Origin of the sequence: Alteromonas sp. AO-Serp (assembly GCF_017849675.1) — a bacterium.
In the GTDB taxonomy this organism is placed as follows: domain Bacteria; phylum Pseudomonadota; class Gammaproteobacteria; order Enterobacterales; family Alteromonadaceae; genus Alteromonas; species Alteromonas macleodii.
Genome location: NZ_JAFLMX010000068.1, coordinates 52,433 through 74,966, shown reverse-complemented (window position 1 = coordinate 74,966; position 22,534 = coordinate 52,433). Strand labels below are relative to the sequence as shown.

20 protein-coding genes are annotated in these 22,534 nt (G+C 44.4%); 14 read left to right on the top strand and 6 right to left on the bottom strand.

Annotation, left to right across the window (positions count from 1 at the left end; genetic code table 11):
• Positions 1-3 precede the first annotated feature (3 nt).
• Both QVA83_RS05830 and QVA83_RS05825 read left to right on the top strand, forming a co-directional pair.
• Positions 4-1,035: a hypothetical protein gene (locus QVA83_RS05830; RefSeq protein ID WP_061486072.1), complete on the top strand. Its 1,032-nt coding sequence runs from the start codon at positions 4-6 to the stop codon at positions 1,033-1,035.
• Positions 1,036-1,155: 120 nt separating this feature from the next.
• The gene (locus tag QVA83_RS05825; RefSeq protein WP_231513084.1) at positions 1,156-1,581 is read left to right on the top strand and encodes a halomucin; all 426 of its coding nucleotides are present in this window, start codon (positions 1,156-1,158) and stop codon (positions 1,579-1,581) included.
• A 19-nt stretch (positions 1,582-1,600) separates the two neighbouring features.
• Here QVA83_RS05825 and QVA83_RS05820 read toward each other — a convergent pair whose 3' ends face one another.
• Positions 1,601-2,035, bottom strand: coding sequence for an Lrp/AsnC family transcriptional regulator (locus QVA83_RS05820; RefSeq protein ID WP_014949919.1), 435 nt, complete (start codon positions 2,033-2,035; stop codon positions 1,601-1,603).
• A gap of 213 nt (positions 2,036-2,248) precedes the next feature.
• On the opposite strand from QVA83_RS05820, the gene ctlX reads away from it, so the two are divergent.
• Positions 2,249-4,255 (top strand): citrulline utilization hydrolase CtlX, encoded by a 2,007-nt coding sequence (gene ctlX, locus QVA83_RS05815; protein WP_287498229.1) that lies wholly within the window; start codon positions 2,249-2,251, stop codon positions 4,253-4,255.
• Between the two features lie 122 nt (positions 4,256-4,377).
• Here ctlX and cysS read toward each other — a convergent pair whose 3' ends face one another.
• Positions 4,378-5,760: a cysteine--tRNA ligase gene (cysS, locus tag QVA83_RS05810; protein WP_061486074.1), complete on the bottom strand. Its 1,383-nt coding sequence runs from the start codon at positions 5,758-5,760 to the stop codon at positions 4,378-4,380.
• 185 nt (positions 5,761-5,945) lie between these two features.
• On the opposite strand from cysS, the gene QVA83_RS05805 reads away from it, so the two are divergent.
• The 7 genes from QVA83_RS05805 (at position 5,946) to QVA83_RS05775 (ending at position 14,567) form a co-directional block, all read left to right on the top strand.
• Complete coding sequence (locus tag QVA83_RS05805; protein WP_014949922.1) at positions 5,946-6,437, top strand: peptidylprolyl isomerase; 492 nt, start codon at positions 5,946-5,948, stop codon at positions 6,435-6,437.
• A gap of 140 nt (positions 6,438-6,577) precedes the next feature.
• Entirely contained in the window at positions 6,578-7,303 is a 726-nt protein-coding gene (gene lpxH, locus QVA83_RS05800) for a UDP-2,3-diacylglucosamine diphosphatase (protein ID WP_202943028.1), read from the top strand.
• A gap of 319 nt (positions 7,304-7,622) precedes the next feature.
• Positions 7,623-9,206: an alkaline phosphatase gene (locus QVA83_RS05795; RefSeq protein ID WP_278346827.1), complete on the top strand. Its 1,584-nt coding sequence runs from the start codon at positions 7,623-7,625 to the stop codon at positions 9,204-9,206.
• A 14-nt stretch (positions 9,207-9,220) separates the two neighbouring features.
• Complete coding sequence (locus QVA83_RS05790; protein WP_278346828.1) at positions 9,221-11,143, top strand: alkaline phosphatase; 1,923 nt, start codon at positions 9,221-9,223, stop codon at positions 11,141-11,143.
• An 81-nt stretch (positions 11,144-11,224) separates the two neighbouring features.
• Positions 11,225-11,998: a hypothetical protein gene (locus tag QVA83_RS05785; RefSeq protein WP_272972433.1), complete on the top strand. Its 774-nt coding sequence runs from the start codon at positions 11,225-11,227 to the stop codon at positions 11,996-11,998.
• Positions 11,999-12,164: 166 nt separating this feature from the next.
• Entirely contained in the window at positions 12,165-12,779 is a 615-nt protein-coding gene (locus tag QVA83_RS05780) for an OB-fold-containig protein (RefSeq protein ID WP_014949924.1), read from the top strand.
• Between the two features lie 18 nt (positions 12,780-12,797).
• A complete protein-coding gene (locus QVA83_RS05775; RefSeq protein ID WP_039236487.1) occupies positions 12,798-14,567 on the top strand; it encodes a flotillin family protein in 1,770 nt (589 codons plus the stop codon).
• A gap of 77 nt (positions 14,568-14,644) precedes the next feature.
• Here QVA83_RS05775 and QVA83_RS05770 read toward each other — a convergent pair whose 3' ends face one another.
• The gene (locus tag QVA83_RS05770; protein WP_061486075.1) at positions 14,645-15,550 is read right to left on the bottom strand and encodes a LysR family transcriptional regulator; all 906 of its coding nucleotides are present in this window, start codon (positions 15,548-15,550) and stop codon (positions 14,645-14,647) included.
• A 112-nt stretch (positions 15,551-15,662) separates the two neighbouring features.
• On the opposite strand from QVA83_RS05770, the gene QVA83_RS05765 reads away from it, so the two are divergent.
• The 3 genes from QVA83_RS05765 (at position 15,663) to gtfA (ending at position 18,698) form a co-directional block, all read left to right on the top strand.
• Positions 15,663-16,418 (top strand): SDR family NAD(P)-dependent oxidoreductase, encoded by a 756-nt coding sequence (locus tag QVA83_RS05765; protein ID WP_061486076.1) that lies wholly within the window; start codon positions 15,663-15,665, stop codon positions 16,416-16,418.
• A 230-nt stretch (positions 16,419-16,648) separates the two neighbouring features.
• A complete protein-coding gene (locus tag QVA83_RS05760) occupies positions 16,649-16,828 on the top strand; it encodes an oxidoreductase-like domain-containing protein (RefSeq protein WP_014949928.1) in 180 nt (59 codons plus the stop codon).
• A 373-nt stretch (positions 16,829-17,201) separates the two neighbouring features.
• Positions 17,202-18,698 carry a sucrose phosphorylase gene (gene gtfA / locus QVA83_RS05755; RefSeq protein WP_069944553.1) on the top strand — a complete coding sequence of 499 codons (1,497 nt, stop codon included), beginning with the start codon at positions 17,202-17,204 and terminating at the stop codon, positions 18,696-18,698.
• 212 nt (positions 18,699-18,910) lie between these two features.
• Here gtfA and QVA83_RS05750 read toward each other — a convergent pair whose 3' ends face one another.
• Positions 18,911-19,351 (bottom strand): winged helix-turn-helix transcriptional regulator, encoded by a 441-nt coding sequence (locus tag QVA83_RS05750; RefSeq protein ID WP_061486078.1) that lies wholly within the window; start codon positions 19,349-19,351, stop codon positions 18,911-18,913.
• Between the two features lie 220 nt (positions 19,352-19,571).
• On the opposite strand from QVA83_RS05750, the gene QVA83_RS05745 reads away from it, so the two are divergent.
• The gene (locus QVA83_RS05745; protein WP_061486079.1) at positions 19,572-20,567 is read left to right on the top strand and encodes a YhdH/YhfP family quinone oxidoreductase; all 996 of its coding nucleotides are present in this window, start codon (positions 19,572-19,574) and stop codon (positions 20,565-20,567) included.
• Between the two features lie 64 nt (positions 20,568-20,631).
• Here QVA83_RS05745 and QVA83_RS05740 read toward each other — a convergent pair whose 3' ends face one another.
• Positions 20,632-21,393 (bottom strand): TerC family protein, encoded by a 762-nt coding sequence (locus QVA83_RS05740; RefSeq protein WP_061486080.1) that lies wholly within the window; start codon positions 21,391-21,393, stop codon positions 20,632-20,634.
• 76 nt (positions 21,394-21,469) lie between these two features.
• Complete coding sequence (locus QVA83_RS05735) at positions 21,470-22,483, bottom strand: zinc-binding alcohol dehydrogenase family protein (RefSeq protein ID WP_061486984.1); 1,014 nt, start codon at positions 22,481-22,483, stop codon at positions 21,470-21,472.
• Positions 22,484-22,534 lie beyond the last annotated feature (51 nt).

The following is a 22,534-nucleotide window of genomic DNA, read 5'->3' as shown; positions in this document are numbered from 1 at the left end:
GAAATGCTAAGAATTAACCGAGAAAATTTGCGAAACAGTCATGAAACGCCTTGGTTAATCTTAGATTTAGTCATGTTAGGTATACTTTTTGTGAACCTAACATGGCTCATTTTCGACGCCTTATACGCCACCGACTTTGTCTATGGTCTATTGGGCACGTATTTTCCCGCTTTTCTTAGTGCTTACGATCCCGTTCACAACAACTTTCTGTTGGTCGACTTGGTGTTTATCGCCATTTTCTTCAGCGAATTTTGCTTCCGGTGGGTTGTAGCTATTGTGCGTAAAGAACACTTACGCTGGTATTTTTTTCCGTTTTTGCATTGGTACGATATCATAGGTCTAATCCCTACTGGACCTACCCGCCTATTTCGTTTCTTGCGCATATTTTCTATTTTGCACCGCCTGCACAAATTCGAAATCATCGACTTAAATCAAACCGCGGTCTTTCGCTTTTTTGCGTTTTACTACGATGTATTTGTCGAAGAGTTAAGCGACCGAATTGTTGTAAAAGTGCTCAGCGATGCGCAAAAAGACATCTCTGCAGGTTCGCCTTTATTAGACGATATCAACGCACAGGTACTGGCCCCCCGCCGTCCTGTCATTACCCAATGGATGGCTGGCGTTATCAACCATTTAGGCCAGTCAATTCAAAGCGAAGAGCACGGCGAGGTGATACGGGAGCACGTGCGCAAGAGCGTGGGTAAAGCGGTGAGAAGTAATGCACAAGTTTCTTCCCTGCATTACCTACCTGTTATCGGCAAAACCATTGAAAATACGTTGGAAGAGTCAGTCACCGATATCGTGACCACATCGCTAGTTAATCTGTTAAGCGACTTAGACGCAGAGCGCATCGACCATTTCATTTCAGTCGGCATGCACAACTATACCCCTACCGCCGATGCACTTGATAAAGAAGTACTTAACGTTGTAAACGAATGCTTAGAACTGGTGAAAGAGCACGTTGCACAGCAGCGTTGGAAGTCACATCTCACCGAAAAAGAATCAGCAATCCCCACTGGCAAGCCCGAAATTTAATTAATTTGCAAAGCGGTTGAGTCAAGGTGAACGCTAGCCAGTATTCTGTTCAGCCATTGTTCATACAAATAAGCTAATATAAAGTCCTTATGAATATAATTATAACGATTAGAGGGACTTATGATGAAAATTAAACGCTGCCGAACGTTCAGCCGCTCATTTAACCACGCAATACTAGTAATTTGTATAGCGGCATTTGCTTCAGGCTGTATGGTGATCTTGCCGACCTCTTCTATTTCCACCAACCAAGAACCTGAAAAAATAGTTGAGCGCATTGAATACAATGCAAACCGATGCTGGTCCACACTGCATCAGCCAATCCATAGCGATATAGTCGTAAACACGTACACAATACAAAACGGCTACAAACTCACGGCCAGTCGTAAAGAAGGGAGCACCCCGCAATATCCTTTTTTACACGTCACCGTTACCCACTCAACCTACGGCAGCGAGGTATCTGTTCGAGAAGGTGAGTTTAACTTGGGCACAGACTTAAATTTAAGTGATGATGTAAATCGATGGATAAATGGCGACAATAGCTGCTAAGACTGATAAGGCGTACACACTATTTTTCAGTAGTAGACAGAATAATACTCGTCTCACTATTAAGCACGCCTTTAACGCCGCGCACTTCTTTTAAAATGCCATCTAAGTGCGCGAGACTTTCGGCAGTTATAACAATAAGTAAATCCCAATTTCCGTTTGTAGTATGAAACCGCTCAACACCATTCACCTGCCTAAGCTTACTAATAAGCTGTGTTGTACTAAGCCCTTCAAGCTCGACTGACATAAGAGCTTTTATTTTGTCTGGTTGCAGCTGCTCGTTTACACGAATAGTAAAACCGTCGATCACCCCCGAATTTACTAACCTGTCGATTCGTTTTTGCACCGTATTTCGCGATAACGAGAGTACTTCAGCTAGCACGGTTACAGGTGTTCGCGCATCGCGCTTCAATATATCGAGAAGCTCGCGATCTTTCGCATCTAAATCTACATACATAGCTATTTCCCCAATAGATAAACAAATCGTCGAGTCATTAACTCGTTCTCCAAGACTAATTAGCAAAACGCATAATGATAAAACTATTGAACATTATGCTTAAACTAAATAACAACTTGCAACACCTTGAGCATGGTTAAGTGAATTCGCCAGAGAATAAAATACACGCTCTTTTCAGTGGAAATATTTCAGCTAAGGGCTGTAGGACGTTATATGCAAGCCAGTCACATCAGAAACTCACGATTAACTACACCAAATTCCGTTTTAATGGTACGACCCTGTGCCTTTCGCCCCAACGAACAAACAGCCAAAGACAATAGTTTTCAGAAGCCACTTGTATCGACGGGAAAAAATAGAGCGGAAATATCAAAGAATGCGTGTGCGGAATTTGATGAGATGGTTCGCACTTTACGTATGAACCACATAACGGTAGAGGTGTTTGAAACAGAAGGGGAAAACACGCCCGATGCCGTATTTCCAAATAATTGGTTAAGTACACATCCCAACGGTTTGCTTGTCACCTACCCTATGTACTGTGAAAACCGCCGAGCGGAGCGTCGTGACGATATTGTCAGTTATCTGCAGCAACACTATATCGTACAGCAAGCTAAAGATTTATCTTTCTTTGAAGAAGACGGAGATATTGTTGAAGGTACAGGGGCTATGGTGATCGACCATGTAAACGCGCTAGCCTATGTTTGCCTATCCCAACGAGCCAATAAGAGAGCTGTAATATCGGCGTGTAAAGCTATTGGTTTAACGCCTATATGTTTTAGCGCCTTTGATACTGCTGGTACGGCGATTTACCACACCAACGTAATGATGTGTGTGGGCAGTGATTTTGCCATTGTTGCTACTAGCATGATAGAAGAAAGCGACAAAAATGTGGTGCTTTCAACACTTAAGGAGACAGGTAAAAACGTCATCGAAATTAGCGAAGAACAAGTGAATAGTTTTGCCGGAAACTGCCTAGAGCTTTTGAATAGCAATGGAAAACGTTTATTACTTATATCAGACACTGCTTTTAGTTCAATGAACGAAGAGCAACTAGCTTTACTACCCAGCGATCTTACTTTACTTCCCATCGCAGTGCCTACTATTGAAATGGGAGGAGGCTCCGTTCGCTGCATGGTCGCGGGTATTCACCTTGAGTGTAAAACGATTGGCGCTGAACAAACTACGACTAATAACATCAGCTTTGACACTCGCGTGAGACTAGCAAAAGGTGATGACTTGGAAGGCTTGCTTGCGTTAGCTGAAGCTGCATCGCCAGGTATGACAACCTTCCCACCGGATAGAGCAACGCTTGATAACAAATTAAAGCGTTCCATTAGAGAAGAACAAAAACTTATGCGTCAAGAGCGTCCAGACTACCTTTTGTTTGTATTGGAGGACCTTCGAACTGGCAAGCTTATTGGTACATCTGCAATTTTTGGTGAATTAGGAAAAGAAGACAGTTTTTATAGTTACAAGCGAGAAAAAGTCGCACAGCGAAATAAATCACTAGGCGCACACTACACCCACGACATACTGCACCTAAGCCACCATTTTGAGGGGTACGCGGAAGTGGCATCACTCTACTTACTGCCTGAATACAGAAAACACTTCAACGGAAAACTACTTTCAAAAGTACGCTACCTTTTTATGGGCATACATCAGCATGTATTTCCAAAGCAGGTCATGGCCGATCTACGAGGCTATGTAAATAAGGATGGGGAATCGCCTTTCTGGAATGCCGTCGGACGTCACTTTTTTCCTATGACATACGCTGAAGCGGATTTATATGGTGCCGTAAACGGAAATCAATTTATTGCTGATTTAATGCCCAAACTTCCGCTGTATGTAAATATGTTACCCAAAGAGGCTCAGTCGGCTATTGGTAAACCACATAACGACGGCCAACCCGCTATGGCAATGCTAGAAAAAGAAGGGTTTAAATTCACGAACTACATCGATATTTTTGATGGTGCGCCAAGTATGGAAGCTGAAGTTTTAAGCCTAAAAACTGTCAAATCAACAAGGCAAGTAAGAATAAAAGTTTGCGAAGGTACAAGGCGCGGCACCGAGAGTAAAATGAAGCTTATCACCACGTTGAGCCAGCCTTTTTATGCAATGATGGCAGAAACCGAAGAACAAGACGAAATAGCTGCTATCTCTCGCAAAACAGCACAAGCATTAAACGTTAGCTCGGGAGATACCATCTTACTTTCAGATGTTTAGCCTCGTGCGTATATCCAAAAACCGCTGTTCAATGATGAAAACTCGGTGTGCGCTTTAAGCTTAACTAAAAAGAAAGCCCGCAAATGCGGGCCTTCATTCTGTTAAAAAGTATGGGCTGCTAATTACGCTTTACGCCACGTAGTACCGCTTGGGCCATCTTCTAACACAACGCCTTTTGCGTTTAACGCATCGCGTGCGGCATCTGCCGCTGCCCAGTCTTTGGAGGCACGGGCATCGTTACGCTGTTTAATTAACGCTTCAATTTCAGCCGCTTCGTCGTCATTGCCTTCACCGCCTTTCAAGAAGGTGTCTGGATCACTTTGAAGTATACCCAAAATTGCGCCTAGACCTTTAAGAACAGCAGCCAGTTTACCTGCTTCTTCTACATTATCTTTTTGGCGGTTAAGCTCACGTGCCACATCGAACAACACCGAAAAGGCTTCAGGTACGTTTAAATCGTCGTTCATTGCCGCTTCAAAGCGCGTTAGATAGCCACCGTAGCTCAGATCAGTGCTTTCATCTACTTCAACACCACGAAGGGCTGTATACAAACGCTCTAGGGCGGCCTTCGCTTGAGTAATATTGTCTTGAGAGTAACTTAACTGGCTACGGTAATGCGCCGACATTAAGAAGAAACGCAATGTTTCTGAGTCGTGCTCTTTAAGCACATCGCGCAAGGTAAAAAAGTTACCCAATGACTTAGACATTTTTTCGTCATTAACCTGTACCATACCCGCGTGCATCCACACGTTTACGTAAGGTGTGTCATACGCACAGCACGACTGAGCCACTTCGTTTTCGTGATGTGGGAACGTTAAATCTGAGCCACCGCCGTGAATATCAAAGTGCGCACCAAGATGCTTATGATTCATTGCAGAACATTCAATGTGCCATCCCGGACGTCCCTCGCCCCATGGCGATTGCCATGCCGGCTCACCAGGCTTGGTGGTTTTCCACAGTACGAAGTCTAGCGGGTCGTCTTTTCCTGCCGCCACTTCAACACGAGCACCCGCTTTAAGCTGATCTAAGTCTTGTTTGCTTAACTTGCCATAATCTTCGTACTTGCTTACGTCGAATAGTACATCGCCGCTTTTAGCTTGATAGGCGTAACCTTTGTCCATTAGTCGCTGGATAATTTCAATGATCTCATCCATATGTCCACTTACTGTCGGCTCGACGTCTGGCTCTAGTAAGTTAATCGCCGCAAAGTCTTCGTGCATCATGGCAATAGTGCGTGCAGTTAGCGCCTCAAAGCTTTCGCCATTTTCATTGGCGCGAGCAATAATCTTATCGTCGATATCGGTGATATTGCGCACGTACTTCACATCTAAACCAAGGTGGCGCATGTAGCGTACTAAGACATCGAAACTCAGGTAAGTACGGGCATGACCCATATGACTTAGGTCATAAACGGTAATACCACAAACATACAAACCCACTTTCCCTTCTTGAAGCGGTACAAACTTCGCTTTTTCACGGGTTCGGGTGTTGTAAAGATGTAGCATGTCTATATTTCCTATTTGTCATAATTTTTCGGCCGCAAAGTTTAGCACTGTCACGATTTAAATGGTACAAGCCTTTTGCAACGATATGGCTGGGTTTTGCGATAACCGTCTCTTTGCGCTAACGACTCGTTTTGCGCTAAAATGCCGCCACTTTATATGTATGCTAACACACAGGACAAACCACAATGGTTACGTTAAAAACAAATTTCGGTGACATCACCCTAGAGCTTTTTGAAGATAAAGCGCCTAAAACGGTAGCTAACTTCATTTCTTACGTTGAAGACGGTTTTTTTGATAACACTATTTTTCACCGTGTAATCAACAACTTCATGATCCAAGGTGGTGGTTTTACGCCAGATATGGATCAGAAAGACACAAAAGACCCTATTGAAAACGAAGCGGACAACGGCGTAGCAAACGAAGTGGGTACAATCGCGATGGCGCGTACCCAAGATCCACACTCTGCGACGGCTCAGTTTTTTATTAATGTAAATAACAACGACTTCCTTAACCACTCTAGCAAGTCTGTCAATGGTTGGGGCTACTGTGCATTCGGTAAAGTAACTGAAGGTATGGATGTTGTTGAAAAAATTAAAGCCGTTAAAACCGGTAACAGCGGCTATCACCAGGATGTTCCTGTTGAGCCTGTTATCATTGAAAAAGCGACTATTTCTTAAATAGCCGCTGACATCTATGCTTGAATAGCTGTCTCAATAACGCCTTGGCCAATATGATTTTCAAGACATACTCAAGGCCTTGAGTTAAATACAAGCCGCGTTACTTTAACGCGGATTTTTAAACCACAATAAGAAGATTTATGTCGTTCACCTACTTCATTGCCGACTTGCACCTAAGTGCTGACCGCCCTGACATTACAGAATGCTTAATGCGCTTTTTAAAAGAAGACGCGATTAATGCTGATGCACTTTACGTTCTTGGTGACTTGTTTGAAGTTTGGATTGGCGACGACAACGTTACTCCATTTAACACTGCCATAGCATCAGCTTTCAAGGCAGTGAGTCAGCATTGCCCTATTTACTTTATTCACGGTAATCGCGATTTCGCCATACGTGAAAAGTGGCTATCAAAAGCCGGCATGACGTTATTAAACGAACAAGAAGTTGTAGACTTATACGGCACACCTACCCTGCTTACTCATGGTGACGAACTATGCACTCGCGATGTTGCTTATCAAAAGTTTCGCAAGAAATCCCGCGGTTGGTGGTGGCCACGTTTAATGCTTGCGCTTCCTTTATGGTATCGACAGCGTGTTGCCGATAACGGTCGCAAGGAAAGTAAGGCTAAGCAGCAAAATCTTAAGCCAGATATTATGGATGTCACGCCTGAAGAAGTGGTGAAAGTCATGGAAAAATGGGGCGTGCAGCGCATGATACATGGCCACACACACAGACCCAACATTCATAGCCTTACAGCAAACGGCAAGCCTGCAACTCGTATTGTACTAGGCGACTGGTATGATCAAGGTAGTGTTTTAAAGGTCACCCCCTCAGAAGCTATGTTACAACATCACAACTTTAAGTAAGAAAATCTGACACTTACAAGTGGTCCTACCAATTTTTTATTACTGTTAAAAAAGTTTCAATGTGTGCACTTCCTTACCCCTGACTCACTATAAAACGTAAGCTTTATCAATCTTCAATCGGCCGCAAAACGCCTCGGCAATACAGTTTTGTGACATTTGTGACAGTTTAGCAATATAAATGTCAAAGAATTGTCACCTTCTCTCCATACGCTCTCTGTGATTTAACGATTCACTCTCCATGCAAGAAATGATGATGGGCAGTGATGAGATGTCTAGACAACACCACAACCAATACAAACAATACGTTTAGGAAAAAATCATGAATCGTAACTGGAAAGTGGCATGCACCGCAGTTGCTCTAGCGGTTTCTGCTAGTCTTCAAGCGGCTGTGTTACCCGAGCACCAAACTAACAGCGCTTGGTTTACTGATGCCCAAACCAAACTAACTACAAAGCTACAAACCAACAATCAGTTCAAAGCAAAGAATGTTATTTTGTTTGTGGGCGATGGTATGGGTATTTCAACGCTCACCTCGGCAAGAATTCACAAAGGCCAACTGGCAGGTAACCCTGGTGAAGAAGGTTATTTGAGTTTCGAAAGCTTTCCTCATACGGCCCTAGTTAAAACCTACAATGTAGACGCTCAAACCCCAGATTCAGCAGGCACCATGACCGCAATGATGTCGGGTCTTAAAACTGACGTGGGTGTGATTGGTGTTGACGAAGATATTGAGCGCGGTGATTGCTCAACGGTTGCAGGCAACGAAGTTATTACCGCGCTGGAGCTTGCTGAAGTAAAAGGCTTGTCTACAGGTATTATTTCTACTGCTCGCATCACCCATGCGACTCCCGCGGCAACTTACGCCAAGTCTGCTGACCGCAACTGGGAAGATATTTCTGATATGCCAGCAGCCGCTTTAACTGCTGGCTGTAGTGACATTGCTGACCAGCTCGTCAATTTTGAAACTTATTTAGAAGCTCGCTACACCGGTGTTGATGTTGACGGCATTGATGTCGCTATGGGCGGTGGTCGCCGTCATTTCTTGCCAAAAGATGCTGCATTCAATAGCCCAGATGCAGTTAGTGACGTTGAGGGCGATAGAACCGACGGACGCGACCTTACGGCAGAATGGCAGACCATGTACGAAAATGGTGTATACGTTTATGACCAAGCAGGTTTTGACGCGATAGACACTGAAAGCGTTGAGCGTGTATTCGGCCTTTTCAACGAGTCGCATATGCAATACGAAGCAGACCGCGGAAATGACATCGCTGGCGAACCATCAGTTGCAGAGATGACAGAAACGGCAATCAATATTCTTAATAACAACGAGAACGGCTTTTTCTTAATGGTTGAATCAGGCCGCATTGACCACGCTCACCATGCGGGTAACGCGGCGGGTGCACTTACTGACACTCTAGCATTTGAAAAAGCAGTAATGACTGCGGTTGAAAATACCGATCCTTCTGAAACATTAATCCTCGTTACTGCTGATCACGGACATGTGTTCACAATTGCAGGCTACCCGAAGCGCGGTAATCCTATTCTAGGCAAAGTGGTTAACGTGGGGTCAGACGAACCTGCAACAGCGTCTGATGGCACTCCTTACACCACACTCGGTTACACCAACGGTCTAGGTTTTCGCAACCTAGGTGATGAAACGAATTCTGATGCCACGTACGCACTGGAAAACGCAGCAGGCCGCGTTGATATTACCAATATCGACACAACAACGCCTGGTTATCACCAAGAAGCACTTATTCCATTGAGTTCAGAAACACACTCTGGCGAAGACATTGCGCTACATGCAACAGGGCCTGGAAGCCAGCTTGCGCAAGGCGTAATAGAGCAGAACGTTGTTTTCCACTTGATTAATCAAGCGCTTGGCCTTGTAAACGAGTAAGTAGAGATAAGAATATGAACCTTTTTAAATTAAGTATAATTGCGGTAGCAGTAGCAGGTCTTTCAGCGTGTAGCTTAGAGGGCGACGATGGTAGCGATGGCGCACCTGGTGCTGATGGCTCTAATGGTCAAAACGGTTTAACAAGCCTTACCGTACAAACAGAATTAGCGGTTGGCGATGCTAACTGCCCTAACTCAGGTATTCGCATCGACTCTGGCTTAGACGCGGATGCCGACGGCACGCTTGGTGATTCTGAAATCACTTCTACCAGCTATGTTTGTGTTCCTGGTGTAAACAGCGTAAGCAATAGCGAACTACTAACTAGCCTCAATAACGAGTGGTTTGTGGCTGCTAAAAGCGAAGTAGAAAACAATAAAGCGGTTTGGATGAACGCAACATCGGGAGAAAGTACAGCATCATCGCGCGCGTCTTTTACTGCGACTGTAAATTCGCAAGAAGAGTTGAAAGCCATGGTAGCGAACCTGCGCGGTAAAGCGAAAAACATTATCTTGTTTGTCGGTGACGGCATGGGCGTTTCTACCGTTACAGCGGCGCGTATTCTAGATGGCCAGATGAACGGCCTAGCGGGCGAAGAAAACCAGCTTAGCTTTGACAAATTCCCATTCTCTGGGCTTTCAAAAACTTATAACGTTGATGCCCAAACACCTGATTCTGCAGGTACCATGACCGCAATGATGAGCGGCATAAAAACTGACGTTGGTGTTATTGGCGTAGACGAAGATATTGAGCGCGGTGATTGCTCTACGGTTGTGGGTAACGAATTGGTTACGGCACTTGAGCTTGCTGAAATTGCAGGAAAATCGACAGGCATCATTTCTACTGCTCGCATTACGCACGCCACGCCGGCGGCAACCTATGCAAAATCAGCGGATCGCAACTGGGAAGACATTTCAGATATGCCAGAAGATGCAATTACTGCAGGTTGTTCTGACATTGCCGAGCAGCTAGTTAATTTCGAAGCTAACTTGGAAGCGAACTTTGAAGGATTAGACGTTGATGGCCTTGAAGTTGTGATGGGTGGCGGACGCCGTCACTTCTTACCGCGTGACGAAGCATTTAACAGCCCAGACGCTGCAAGCAGTGTAGAAGGTGATCGTACAGATGGACGTGATTTAACGGCCGAGTGGCAAGCCATGTACGAAAACGGCGTTTATATCTATGATAAGTCTGGATTCGACGGACTAGATACTGAAACCACTGAAAGAGTCTTTGCACTTTTTAACGAATCACACATGCAATACGAAGCCGACCGCGGCAACGACATCGCCGGTGAACCATCTATCGCTGAAATGACTAGTGCAGCCATTAAAGTGCTAGATAACAATGAAGAAGGTTTCTTCCTGATGGTTGAATCCGGTCGTATCGACCACGCTCACCACGCAGGTAATGCTTACGGTGCACTTTACGACACTATCGCTTTTGCTGAAGCTGTTGATACTGCTGACAAGCTTACTGATGACGAAGAAACTCTCATTATCGTAACCGCCGACCACGGTCACGTCTTTACCATTGCTGGTTATCCTAAGCGCGGCAACCCCATTTTGGGCAAAGTGGTAAACGTGGGTTCAGATGAAGCCGCTACAGCCGCTGACGGTACCCCATACACCACGCTTGGCTATACCAATGGTTTAGGCTTTAGAAATCTGGGAGACGTCACTAACTCAGATGCATCTTATTTAGAAGGCCCTGATACAGGTCGTAAAGATATCACTGATGTCGATACTACAACACCAGGCTATCACCAAGAAGCTTTAATCCCATTAGGGTCGGAAACACACTCAGGTGAAGATGTAGGCATTTACGCCAAAGGCCCTGGCGCTTTCCTTGTAAACGGCACTAACGAGCAAAGCGTTATATTCCACGTTATCGATTTTGCTGGAGACTTTGTATCTCAAGCAGAAAATGCAATGGAATAAATTTTAAAAAAGTAATGCAAAGGCGGCCTTTGGTCGCCTTTCCGCTTCAGTTAATAACATCATTCTCGGTAGGATAAATGAATGAAATTATTCAATGCATTTGCGCTGATTTTTTTTACAAGTGCGAGTACGTGTAGCTTAGCTCAAGTCGCTGAGTCTTCGTCGGTAGTTAACGTATCTAGTGAGCAGACGTGTAAGAAAGACAGTGGCAGCCTATTTGCTAATTATGAAATAAGCACGACAAGCCCATCAAAAACCTCACGAACTACATCCCTTCATTTGTGGCGAAACGGCAACAAGGTTGCACATGAATACCCTGCAACCAATATTACTGAGTCATGGACGCTTGTTAGAAACAAATTTATAAAACCTACTCGCTTTTTCGATGCTCATCAGCGCGCTATTGAATACCAGCCTGGTGAAACCATTCACGGAAAAAAAGAGTCGGACTTTTCATACCGCTACCAACTTATTAGCGACAAACTTATTGATGTCATGACCCTAGATACAGTAGGCGGTAAAGGCTGTAATACAGTGGAATACTATTCACTAGATAACAGTCAGGGCCACTTTAAATTGGCATGGCTTCCCCATCTAAAATTAATAGAATCTTTTAGCGTTGATAAAAGTGGGTATGTAAGAGAGTGGAAACTCAAAACCGTCGATTTCAATAAGAATACGAAAGACTTCTTTACAAAAAGACAAAACTATCAAAGTACAGATTACGCTGATATTGGCGATGACCACACCGATCCTTTTTTAACCAAAATGGTTACCCAAGGCTTTATTGAAGCAGGAGCCAGTGGCTACTACGATGAGCATGGTCACAGTATCGGTGAAGGTCACTCACACTAAACCTTAAAAGCCTCTTTCTAAATGGCTGTGCCTGCAGTACGGCCATTTATTCACTAGGAAAAGGTTTTGTTACAAACTAGCCGAATGTACATGTGTCAGACGCTGGCTTAATTTTTGTTCTGTGGTATAAAGAACAAAAGCGAGTTAGTCATCATGGATGGTGTAAATGACAGATGTTCTTCTTTCCCCTACAAACTTCTGGTTTAGCATTTCGCTTATAGCCGTTTTCTTTATTTTCATACTAGAACTTGTTAGCACTATTTTTGGTATAAGCCTGTTGGGGTTAGGCGATGATTTTGCAGAGTTTGATGGCGATGGGTTTCTTAATACCTCGTTTGCCAACTGGCTTAATATTAATAAAGTTCCCTTTCTTATTTACCTGGTAGTACTTCTTACTCTATTCGGTTTAGTTGGCTTGATGGTTAACGGCTTAACAGCGAGTGCACTCGGCTATACCTTGCCAGCTTTCCTATCCGTTCCTCTTGCATTTGTTATTGGCGCATTCGTAACAGCTAAAACCGTAAAGGTAATTTCAGGCTTGTTGCCTAGTGTAGAGTCTAGCGCGGTTAACAGCGATGACTTCATTGGGTCTGTGGCCGAAATCACGATTGGAAAAGCAAGCCGAGGCAACCCAGCTGAAGCAAAGTTTACCGACCATTATTCACAGCCTCATTTTGTGTTAGTAGAACCTTTCGAAGATGAAGAGTTGTTCGCACAGGGAGAGCGCGTCATTTTAGTTCAGAAAAAACAACACAGCTGGTTAGCAACCCGCTACCTATAACCTAAAAGAGATAAAAGTATGGATACAATTCAACCATCTAGCTTGCCGTCAATACTCTTTATTGCCGGTGCTATTGTTGTAGGGCTTATCGTTATTGGCCTTATCTTTGCCAAACTTTACACCCGCGCGACGAAAGAAACAGCGTTCGTAAGAACCGGTTTAGGCGGTGAAAAAGTCATTAAGGACGGTGGCGCTATCGTGCTTCCTGTCGTTCACGAAATAATTCCAGTAAATATGAACACCCTTCGTATAGAAGTGGAAAAAATTCAAAAAGACGCGCTTATTACCAAAGATCGCATGCGTGTTGATGTTAAGGCAGACTTTTATTTACGCGTGGCCCCCAATGCCAATGGCATATCAATGGCTGCGCAAACGCTAGGAACGCGCACCACTCGCGCTGAAGAAGTTAAAAAGCTAATGGAGTCTAAGTTTGTTGACGTACTACGTGCCGTAGCTGCTGAAATGAGCATGACCGAAATGCATGAACAGCGTGCTGACTTTGTACAAAAAGTTCAGCAAAGCGTGGCTAACGATCTTGAAAAGAACGGTCTTGAGTTAGAATCGGTAAGCTTGACTGGTTTTGACCAAACCGACCTACAGTTTTTCAATGAAAACAACGCTTTCGATGCGGAGGGGCGTGCACGCTTAACGAAGATCATTGAAGAAAAGCGCAAAGAAACCAACGATATTCAACAAGAAAACCGCATTTTCATTGAACAGCGTAATTTGGCTGCTGAGAAACAATCGCTAGAAGTGAAACGAGATGAAGAAGAAGCTCGCTTAGCCCAAGAGCAAATTCTTGCCTTTAAACGTCAGGAACAAAAAGCAGAAATTGCTAAGCAGCGCGAAATGAAAGAACGGGAAGAGCGCGAAGCAGAGATTGCTAAAAACCGTGCTATCGAGGCTGCGGAAATTGAAAAATCACGGGAAATTGAAACCCAAGAAATTGCTAAGCGTCAGGCATTAGAGCAAGCGCGCATTCGTCAGCAGCAAGAAGTTGAGGTTTCTGAGCAAATTAAACAAATTGCCGTTGCGACAAAATCTGAGGAAGAGTCGGCCGCGCGTGCTAAAGCTGCTGAAGCGGAAAAAGCTAAAGTGGAAAAAGTGGAAGCAGTAACCACAGCGAAAATGGTGGCAGAAGCTGAGCGTAAGAAGCAAATTGAAGTTATAGACGCGCGTAAAGAGGCAGAGCGTGAGGCTGTGGGCATTACCGTAGAAGCACAAGCTAAGAAAGAAGCAGCTGAAAACTCTGCTGCCGCCATTCTTACGGAAGCTAAGGCTGCTGCCGATGCAAAAATGCTTCAGGCTGAAGCTGATGAGAAAGTGCTTGCTGTTGAAGCACAAGGTAAACAAGCGCTTTATGAGGCTGAAAATACGCTTAAGACCGAGCAAATTGAGCTGCAAAAAGCCCTTGCCATGCTCAAAATATTGCCTGAGCTTGTGGCACACGCCGTTAAGCCACTTGAAAACATAGAAGGTATTAAAATTCTTCAAGGCTACGGCCAAGGGAGTGGCGTGAAAGGCGATCACACCGTTGCTACTGCTGGTAGTGGTTTAGCTGAACAAGTAACGCAAGCCGCACTAAGCTATCGTGCTAACGCCCCACTGGTAGACTCTATGTTGCGTGAAGTGGGCTTGGTCGATGCGGAAAAAGGCACATTAGATGATTTGGTAACAGGCAACAGCGACATACTGACCAAGGCCAATGCCGTAAAACCTAAACCTATTGTGGCAGCACCAGAAAACCTAAATGGTAATAAAGCGTCGGAAGAGCTTCCAGCTGATTAATGCTCATTGAGCTGATTAATGCTCATTGAGCTAGTATTTAGCTAGCTAATACGACACAACTTCCTAAGCCCTGTAATTCAACAGGGCTTTTTGTTTTCACTTAATTTATCAACTAACCATTCTGAAAATACTTTTAATCGAAGTGGCATTTGTCTTCTAGAGGGGTACAGGAGATTTACCGGCATCGCCTGGGCCTCGAATTCAGGAAGCACACGAATTAGTTTTCCTTCTTTCAGCTCTGACTCAACCCCCACACTTGGAATTTGCGCAATACCTAATCCACTTGCGCACGCCGCAAAGTAGGCCTGGGTACTGTTAACACTTAACAAGCTTTGCATTTCGACACCATGGAGTTCTCCACCTTTCATAAATTCAAATTCTGGTGTTTTGTGACTTAGGGTATGGGAATAATCAATAAGCTTGTGATTAGCTAAATCTTCCAGCGACTGCGGTATGCCCCACTTCGTCGCATAATCAGGACTTACACAGTTATAAATTGGATAAGTTAAAAGGCGACGGGCAACCAAACTGCTATCCGCTAATGCACCAACCCTAATCACACAGTCAAACCCTTCTTTAATAAGGTCAACTTTACGATCGACACTGCTTACTCGCAACGTAATCTTGGGGTAAGTAGAGATAAACTCACCTAAAATGGGAAGCAGAATATTGGTTGCAAATCGGCTTGGCATATCGATACGAAGCTCGCCACTTACGCTGTCTGCTGAGGTTAAGAACTGTGATTGTAAGGCGTCCCATTCACTCAATAAGGCAATACTTTGCGGCAAGAACGTTTCTCCATCAGAGGTGAGAGAAACGCTTCGCGTACTTCGGTTAAAAAGGCGTGTGCCCAACTGCTTTTCGAGATTTGTTACCGCTTGAGAAATACTCGATTTCGGTAAACCTAGAAGTGCAGCCGCCGCACTGAAGCTTCCCAATCTCGCGGTTTCTACAAACCGTGTAAGCATATCGAACCTGTCCATCTTTCGCCTATTGTTCACCAAATAAGAACAATGTTATCGCTTTAGGTAGGTTTTTCATACCAATTTTAGTCAATATAATCGTCTACGAATTAACCAACAAAGAGAGATAACAATGGCGATTGCATTAATAACAGGTGGAAGTCGAGGTCTTGGGCGTGCTGGCGCATTAGCACTGGCGAAAAAAGGGATAGACGTTGTTATCACGTATAACACTAATGAAGCAGCGGCCGATGAGGTTGTTAAAGAGATTCAGAGCATTGGAAGAAAAGCCTGTGCCCTGCCCCTTAACACTGCCGCCTCGCATTATTCGTTCCCGGAATTTCTGGTTACGCTTAAAGACGTCCTGAAAAACCAATTTGGCAAACAGGCTATTACCTATCTGGTAAATAACGCCGGCGTTGGTCTAAATGCTTCTTTTACAGAAACAAGTATAAAACAGTTCGATACGCTATTTGATATGCATGTGAAGGGACCTTATTTTTTAACCCAAACACTGTTACCTGTTGTTGAGGATGGCGGAGCAATACTGAATGTTTCCTCTGGCTTGGCAAGATTTTGCTTCCCAGGATACAGCGCCTACGGTATGGCTAAAGGAGCCATAGAGGTCATGAGTCGTTACCTGGCTGCAGAGTTAGGAGCCCGTAAAATTAGAGTAAACACCCTGGCTCCAGGTGCCATTGAGACTGACTTTAGCGGTGGCTATGTTCGCGATAATAGCGAAGTCAATAATGCTATAGCCTCTCAGACCGCTTTAGGCCGCGTTGGCCAACCCGAAGATATAGGTGGCGTTATGGCAGCGCTATTAAGTAACGATAGTTATTGGATTAACGGCCAAAGGATTGAGGCATCTGGTGGTATGAAGTTGTAACACCATAAGCATGATGGCATTGATGTCAGCTTTTACGTATTAACGAAAATAGGTTAAACGCCTTTGTAACCTTTCAAGCTGCAAAGGCGTATCATAAGGAGTAACATACACAGGCAAAGTTGTATTCTCTGCGCTTAAACATTAGGTTTGGACGTGAGGATATTGTTAAGCCTTGAAAATATTATCTGAGATTTAGATATTTTTAAGGCAGAAAGTCGAGGATAAGTGCTATGAAGTCGCTACCCGAAGAACCAGAGAAACCATTAAGAGACGATTGTTGCGGCGGAGGTTCGTGTTGCCCATGTATTTGGGACGTATACTACGAAAAGCTTGCTAAGTGGAAAGAAGCAAAGCGAGAATTTGACGAGTTAGCGAATAATGAGTCATCAGACACAAGGTCTCCAGACTAGCGGTCCGTACTCGTATTTAAAAATGCCCTGTTCGCTATTTTCTACTATTGAACAGCCCTTGAACGAGCTACCCTGCCTTAGAACTTGCCTAATTTAAACCGCCGCATGAGCGTTCGACAGTTCCATTTTTTAAACTTCTCATTTACAAATTTCTATTCTACTGCTATTTTATCTTAATCGATTAAGATTTTGATTTTCTGTGAGTCTCAACCAAATTTGGTCAGTCAATAGCAGAAGATTAAGAATTAAGCTAAACCCGTTACATGGTTAATTTTGAATCTGCCAGACTGGTAGTGCTTAATTCGTAGTAATGTGTGCTCGCGATACGTAAGAGAAGTACGAGCAAGCGCATGCTGAATTTTGGAGAGTTATCATGTCTATACGCAATGGCGTTCAACTAATCACCTATGCAGACCGACTAGGCGATGGCAACATCGAGAGTCTAACAAGCATACTTCAGGGCCCGTTAGGTGGCCTGTTTACGGGTGTTCACATCCTTCCTTTTTACTACCCTTACGATGGTGAAGACGCGGGTTTCGATCCTATCGATCATACCTTGGTCGATGAGCGCTTGGGCGATTGGGACAACGTTAAAAAGCTTGGCGAATCGGTAGATATCATGGCCGACCTCATTGTTAACCATATGTCGGGGCAAAGTGAAGCGTTCAAAGACGTGCTGAAAAACGGGCGCGAATCGAGTTATTGGCCGCTGTTCTTAACCAAGGAAGATATTTTTAAGGGCAACGATCAAACGCAAATTGACGAACAAATAGCACAAGTGTTCCGCCCTCGACCCACACCGTTTTTCAGCGATTACGAGGTGGGCACAGAGACTGGTAACCCTGAAACCGTGCCGTTCTGGACAACTTTTACCTCTAATCAAATTGATATTGATGTGGAGTCACAGTTAGGCAAAGACTACCTATCTTCTATTCTTCAGTCGTTTACTGAAAGTAATGTTGATCTTATTCGCTTAGATGCGGCGGGCTATGCAATTAAACGCGCAGGTTCGAACTGCTTTATGCTTGAAGAAACCTTCGAATTTATCGAAGAATTATCAAACCGCGCACGTGGTATGGGCATGCAGTGTTTGGTCGAAATACACAGTCACTATCAAACTCAAATTGATATTGCTGCGCGTTGCGACAGTGTTTACGACTTCGCTTTACCTCCGCTTGTACTACACACCTTGTTCTCTAAAAATGCAGAGGCATTGGCATACTGGCTTTCAATTTCGCCACGTAACTGCTTTACCGTGCTAGATACTCACGATGGCATCGGCATTGTTGACGTGGGCGCGAATGGTGACAAACCAGGCCTGCTTACCGCAGATGCGATTAATTCGCTCGTTGACCAAATACATGAAAATTCCAATGGCGAGTCTAAAAAAGCCACCGGTGCCGCTGCAAATAATGTAGACCTTTACCAGGTAAACTGCACATATTACGATGCGTTAGGTAAAGATGACTTCGCTTATTTGGTTGCACGCGCCATTCAATTTTTTAGCCCGGGTATCCCTCAAGTTTATTACGGTGGCTTGCTTGCTGCGCACAATGACATGGCGTTACTTGCTAAAACCAATGTTGGCCGCGACATCAACCGCCCATACTTGTCTACTGCCATGGTAAAAGAAGCCGTTGAGAAGCCAGTGGTTAAAGGCCTTATGCAGCTTATTAGGCTAAGAAACGAAAGCGATGCTTTTAACGGTGTATTTGACGTGAGTTACATCAACAACGTATTCGTGCTTTCGTGGAAAAACGGCAACCATGCGGCGTCACTAAACGTGAACTTCAGCACCATGGATGCAACAATTCATACGGTGGATAATGGTGAAGAAAGCGTGTTGTCAATCAACTCGCTACTTGCTTAAAACGCAATCTTTAGCGATAGTTTAGCTACTTAGCGCTCAGCTATTCAGGAACTAACACGTGCCGTCAATGCGCTTAAACGCATTAGCGGCACGTAAACCTTGGATTAGCCATTACGATTTAAGTATTACAAGCCCCACCAGAAGAACTGGTATTGTTGTGAATTAACTCAGTACTCGTTTACCTAAACGACGTATTATTTTGTGTTGGTGTTTTATCTGTAGTCGTCGTTATACGCCCTACCCCAGTCACATAGCTGACGTAAAGTTGGCTCTAGTGTACGGCCTAAATCGGTAAGAGAATACTCTACACGAGGGGGCACTTCAGCATACACTTTCCTGTTTACCAACCCATCACGCTCTAACTCTCTGAGTTGCTGTGTAAGCATTTTCTGGGTAACGCCTTGCAATCGTCTACGCAACTGACTGAAACGTAGCGTTTTATGGCAAAGGTGCCACAAAATAACCCCTTTCCATTTACCGCCTATTATCTCAAGGGATACTGCTACGCCACAAATGTATTGATTTGAGCCGTTCGTATTTTCTACAGCATTGGGCGCATTATCTTGTTTCTGGCTTTTTAGGACGGCGTTATTATCAATGTCTGATGTCACATCACTTTCCTCTGCCACTACACTGTTCAAAGTTGCGGTCATACTACTCCCTCTTAGAGTAATTACGTTCATATTCACTACGTAAAAGGCTTTATTATTAATGTCAGCATTGATGTCAGTGGTCTTTGTTAAATCGAGCAAAGGGTTTACATCACGCCAATAGTATTTTTTAGGGTACTACCCTACTAAAAAGTGCATACTTGCGCAAAGTTTATATATCGTCACAATGGGTAGCGTAATCATTCGACTAACGGAGACAGGTATGACATCGTTTAAAGCCTTGCTCGTAGAAAAGCAGGAAGATAAATCCTTCACGCGCAACGTAACGCAGCGCTCACTTGATGACTTGCCTGAAGGCACGCTACTCATTAAGGTGCATTATTCATCGCTTAACTACAAAGATGCACTGTCAGCCACCGGCAATCCAGGTGTGAGCAGAAACTTTCCTCATACCCCAGGAATTGATGCAGCAGGCACGGTGGTATCGTGTGGTGACAATCGCTTTAAAGAAGGAGACGAAGTTATTGTCACCGGATTTGACCTCGGCATGAACACCGCTGGAGGCTTTGGCGAATACATCAGAATTCCAAGTGAATGGGCGGTAGCTAAGCCAAATGGACTTACGTTGAGAGAGTCAATGATCATTGGTACCGCAGGTTTTACTGCAGGACTATCGGTACAAGGCTTGGTTGAACACGGCGTGACTCCTGACAAAGGCGATATTCTAGTCACTGGCGCTACAGGAGGCGTGGGCTCTGTCGCTGTTGCCCTGTTGGCCAAAGCTGGCTTTTCGGTTGTGGCATGCACCGGAAAAAAAGAGCATGAGTCATTTTTAAAGACACTTGGCGCAAGCAAAGTGATAACTCGCGACGAACTATTAGAAAACAAAGAACGCCCCATGCTTAAGGAGCAATTCGCTGGCGCCGTTGATACAGTAGGCGGAGAGTATCTAGCACAGGCAATCAAAGCTACGCAATATGGCGGCGCGGTGACGTGCTGCGGTCTTACGGCTGCTGCAGATCTTAACGTGAGCGTATTTCCATTTATCTTGCGAGGCGTTTCATTGCTTGGAATCGACTCTGTGCAGTGCCCAATGCCTCCAAGATTGAGGTTGTGGGACAAGCTTGCTAGTGAATGGAAGCTAAACTGCCTTGATAACCTTACCGAGGAAGTGACTCTTGATGCGGTAAATGAAAACATAGACGTAATCTTAAAAGGGCAGATTTCTGGCCGTACTTTGGTTAATGTTCAAGGCTAAGTACATAAAAAGAAGGCACCTTAATATGGTGCCTTCGGTTTATCTGACTCGCCCCGACGAGCAACTAGTTTCCGTCGTTACTCATTTTTTTAGACAAGTGAATGGTGCTGACCTGCTTTGCTCTTCGCGAGCGAACCTTAATATTCAGAATTTCTACAATAAACGAGAACGCCATCGCAAAATAAACATACCCCTTAGGTACATGAACATCAAAGCCTTCTGTTATTAAGGTAAAGCCCACTAAAATCAAAAACGATAAAGCCAGCATTTTAATGGTTGGGTTTGCATCCACAAAGTCGCCAATCGGCTTTGCAGCTACTAGCATCACTGCTACTGACGCAACAATAGCAATAACCATGATGCTCAAATGTTCAACTAACCCTACTGCTGTGATAACAGAGTCGAGAGAAAAGATAACATCGAGCACCGCAATTTGAACCAAAATTGAGAAAAAACCAGAAGCTGCTACTTCCGTAGTTGATGCTTCGGTCACCTCGAAACTGGCATGTATTTCGTGGGTTGATTTTGCAATAAGAAAGAGGCCGCCCAACACTAAAATAATGTCACGGCCAGATATTTCATTCCCAAAGAGGCTAAATAACGGATTAACTAAGCCCATTACCCAAGCCAAACTAAATAGCAATAACAGTCGCGAGCCCATGGCTAAACCAAGGCCTATTTGACGTGCTTTATTTCTTTGATGTTCAGGTAGCCTGCCCACCAATATTGAAATAAAGATTATGTTATCAATACCAAGCACTATCTCTAATGCCATTAAGGTGCCTAATGCCACCCAAGCTTCTGGACTCGCAAGCCATTCAAACATTTGCGCTATAAACCTTAGCCAAAACCACCTAATTTAGCGCATAGTATTACGGAATATCATCTCAAGCACGCTTTCTTTAGAAGCCCTCTAGAACCAACTTACCGATAGCTCGCCCTTCTTCTAAAATCTTGTGCGCGTCGATTAAGTTAGCAGCGTTAATTTTACCTAAGTGTTTGCCAACGGTAGTTCTAATTTTGCCTTCGTCAATAAGCGATGCTACATGAGCAAGCAGACGGCTTTGCTCTGCCATATCGTCGGTTTCAAACATTGAGCGCGTAAACATGAACTCCCAATGAAGTGACAAGCTCTTCTGCTTTAGCTTGGCTACGTCAAGACTTTCTGGGTCGTCAATTAGCGCTAGTTTGCCCTTTGGCTTCATAACTTCAACAAAGCTTTCAATGTACTTGTGCGTATTATTTAAACTTGCGACATGAGTCACTTCACCAATGTTTAACGCCTTGATTTGCTCAGCCATAGGCTTGCTGTGATCCACTACGTAGTCGGCACCTAACTCCTGAACCCAGCTTTTTGAGCTTTCACGCGAGGCAGTGGCGATCACGGTAGCCCCCGTTAGTACTTTAAGCAATTGCAGCATAATAGAACCCACGCCACCAGCTGCGCCTACCACAAGCACAACCTCATCGCTCTTTTCACTTTGTTGCCTTAGAGCAAGATGCTCAAACAACAATTCGTATGCTGTGATTGTGGTTAGAGGAAGTGCCGCAGCATCGCTGTCTGACAGAGACTTAGGCGCTTTACCGACAATACGTTCATCAACTAATTGAAACTCTGCGTTTGAGCCGGCTCTGGTAAGGTCGCCAGCGTAGTAAACTCTGTCACCAACTGCGAACTCGGTAACATCAGCGCCTATATCAACGATTTCACCTACTGCATCCCACCCCAGAATTTTGGGATCACCTCCATTAGGATTAACGCGATGACGAATTTTATAATCGACCGGGTTGACTGCTATCGCACTTATTTTTACAAGTAAATCTCGACCCGACGCGCTGGGCTTTTCGATGTCAATATCCACCAGTGCATTAGGCTCATTAATACCAAGTGAGTGGGTATAACCAATAGCTTTCATCATTTGTCTCTCCTTTGAGTAATATCATCATCATACTCTTGATTAAATTTG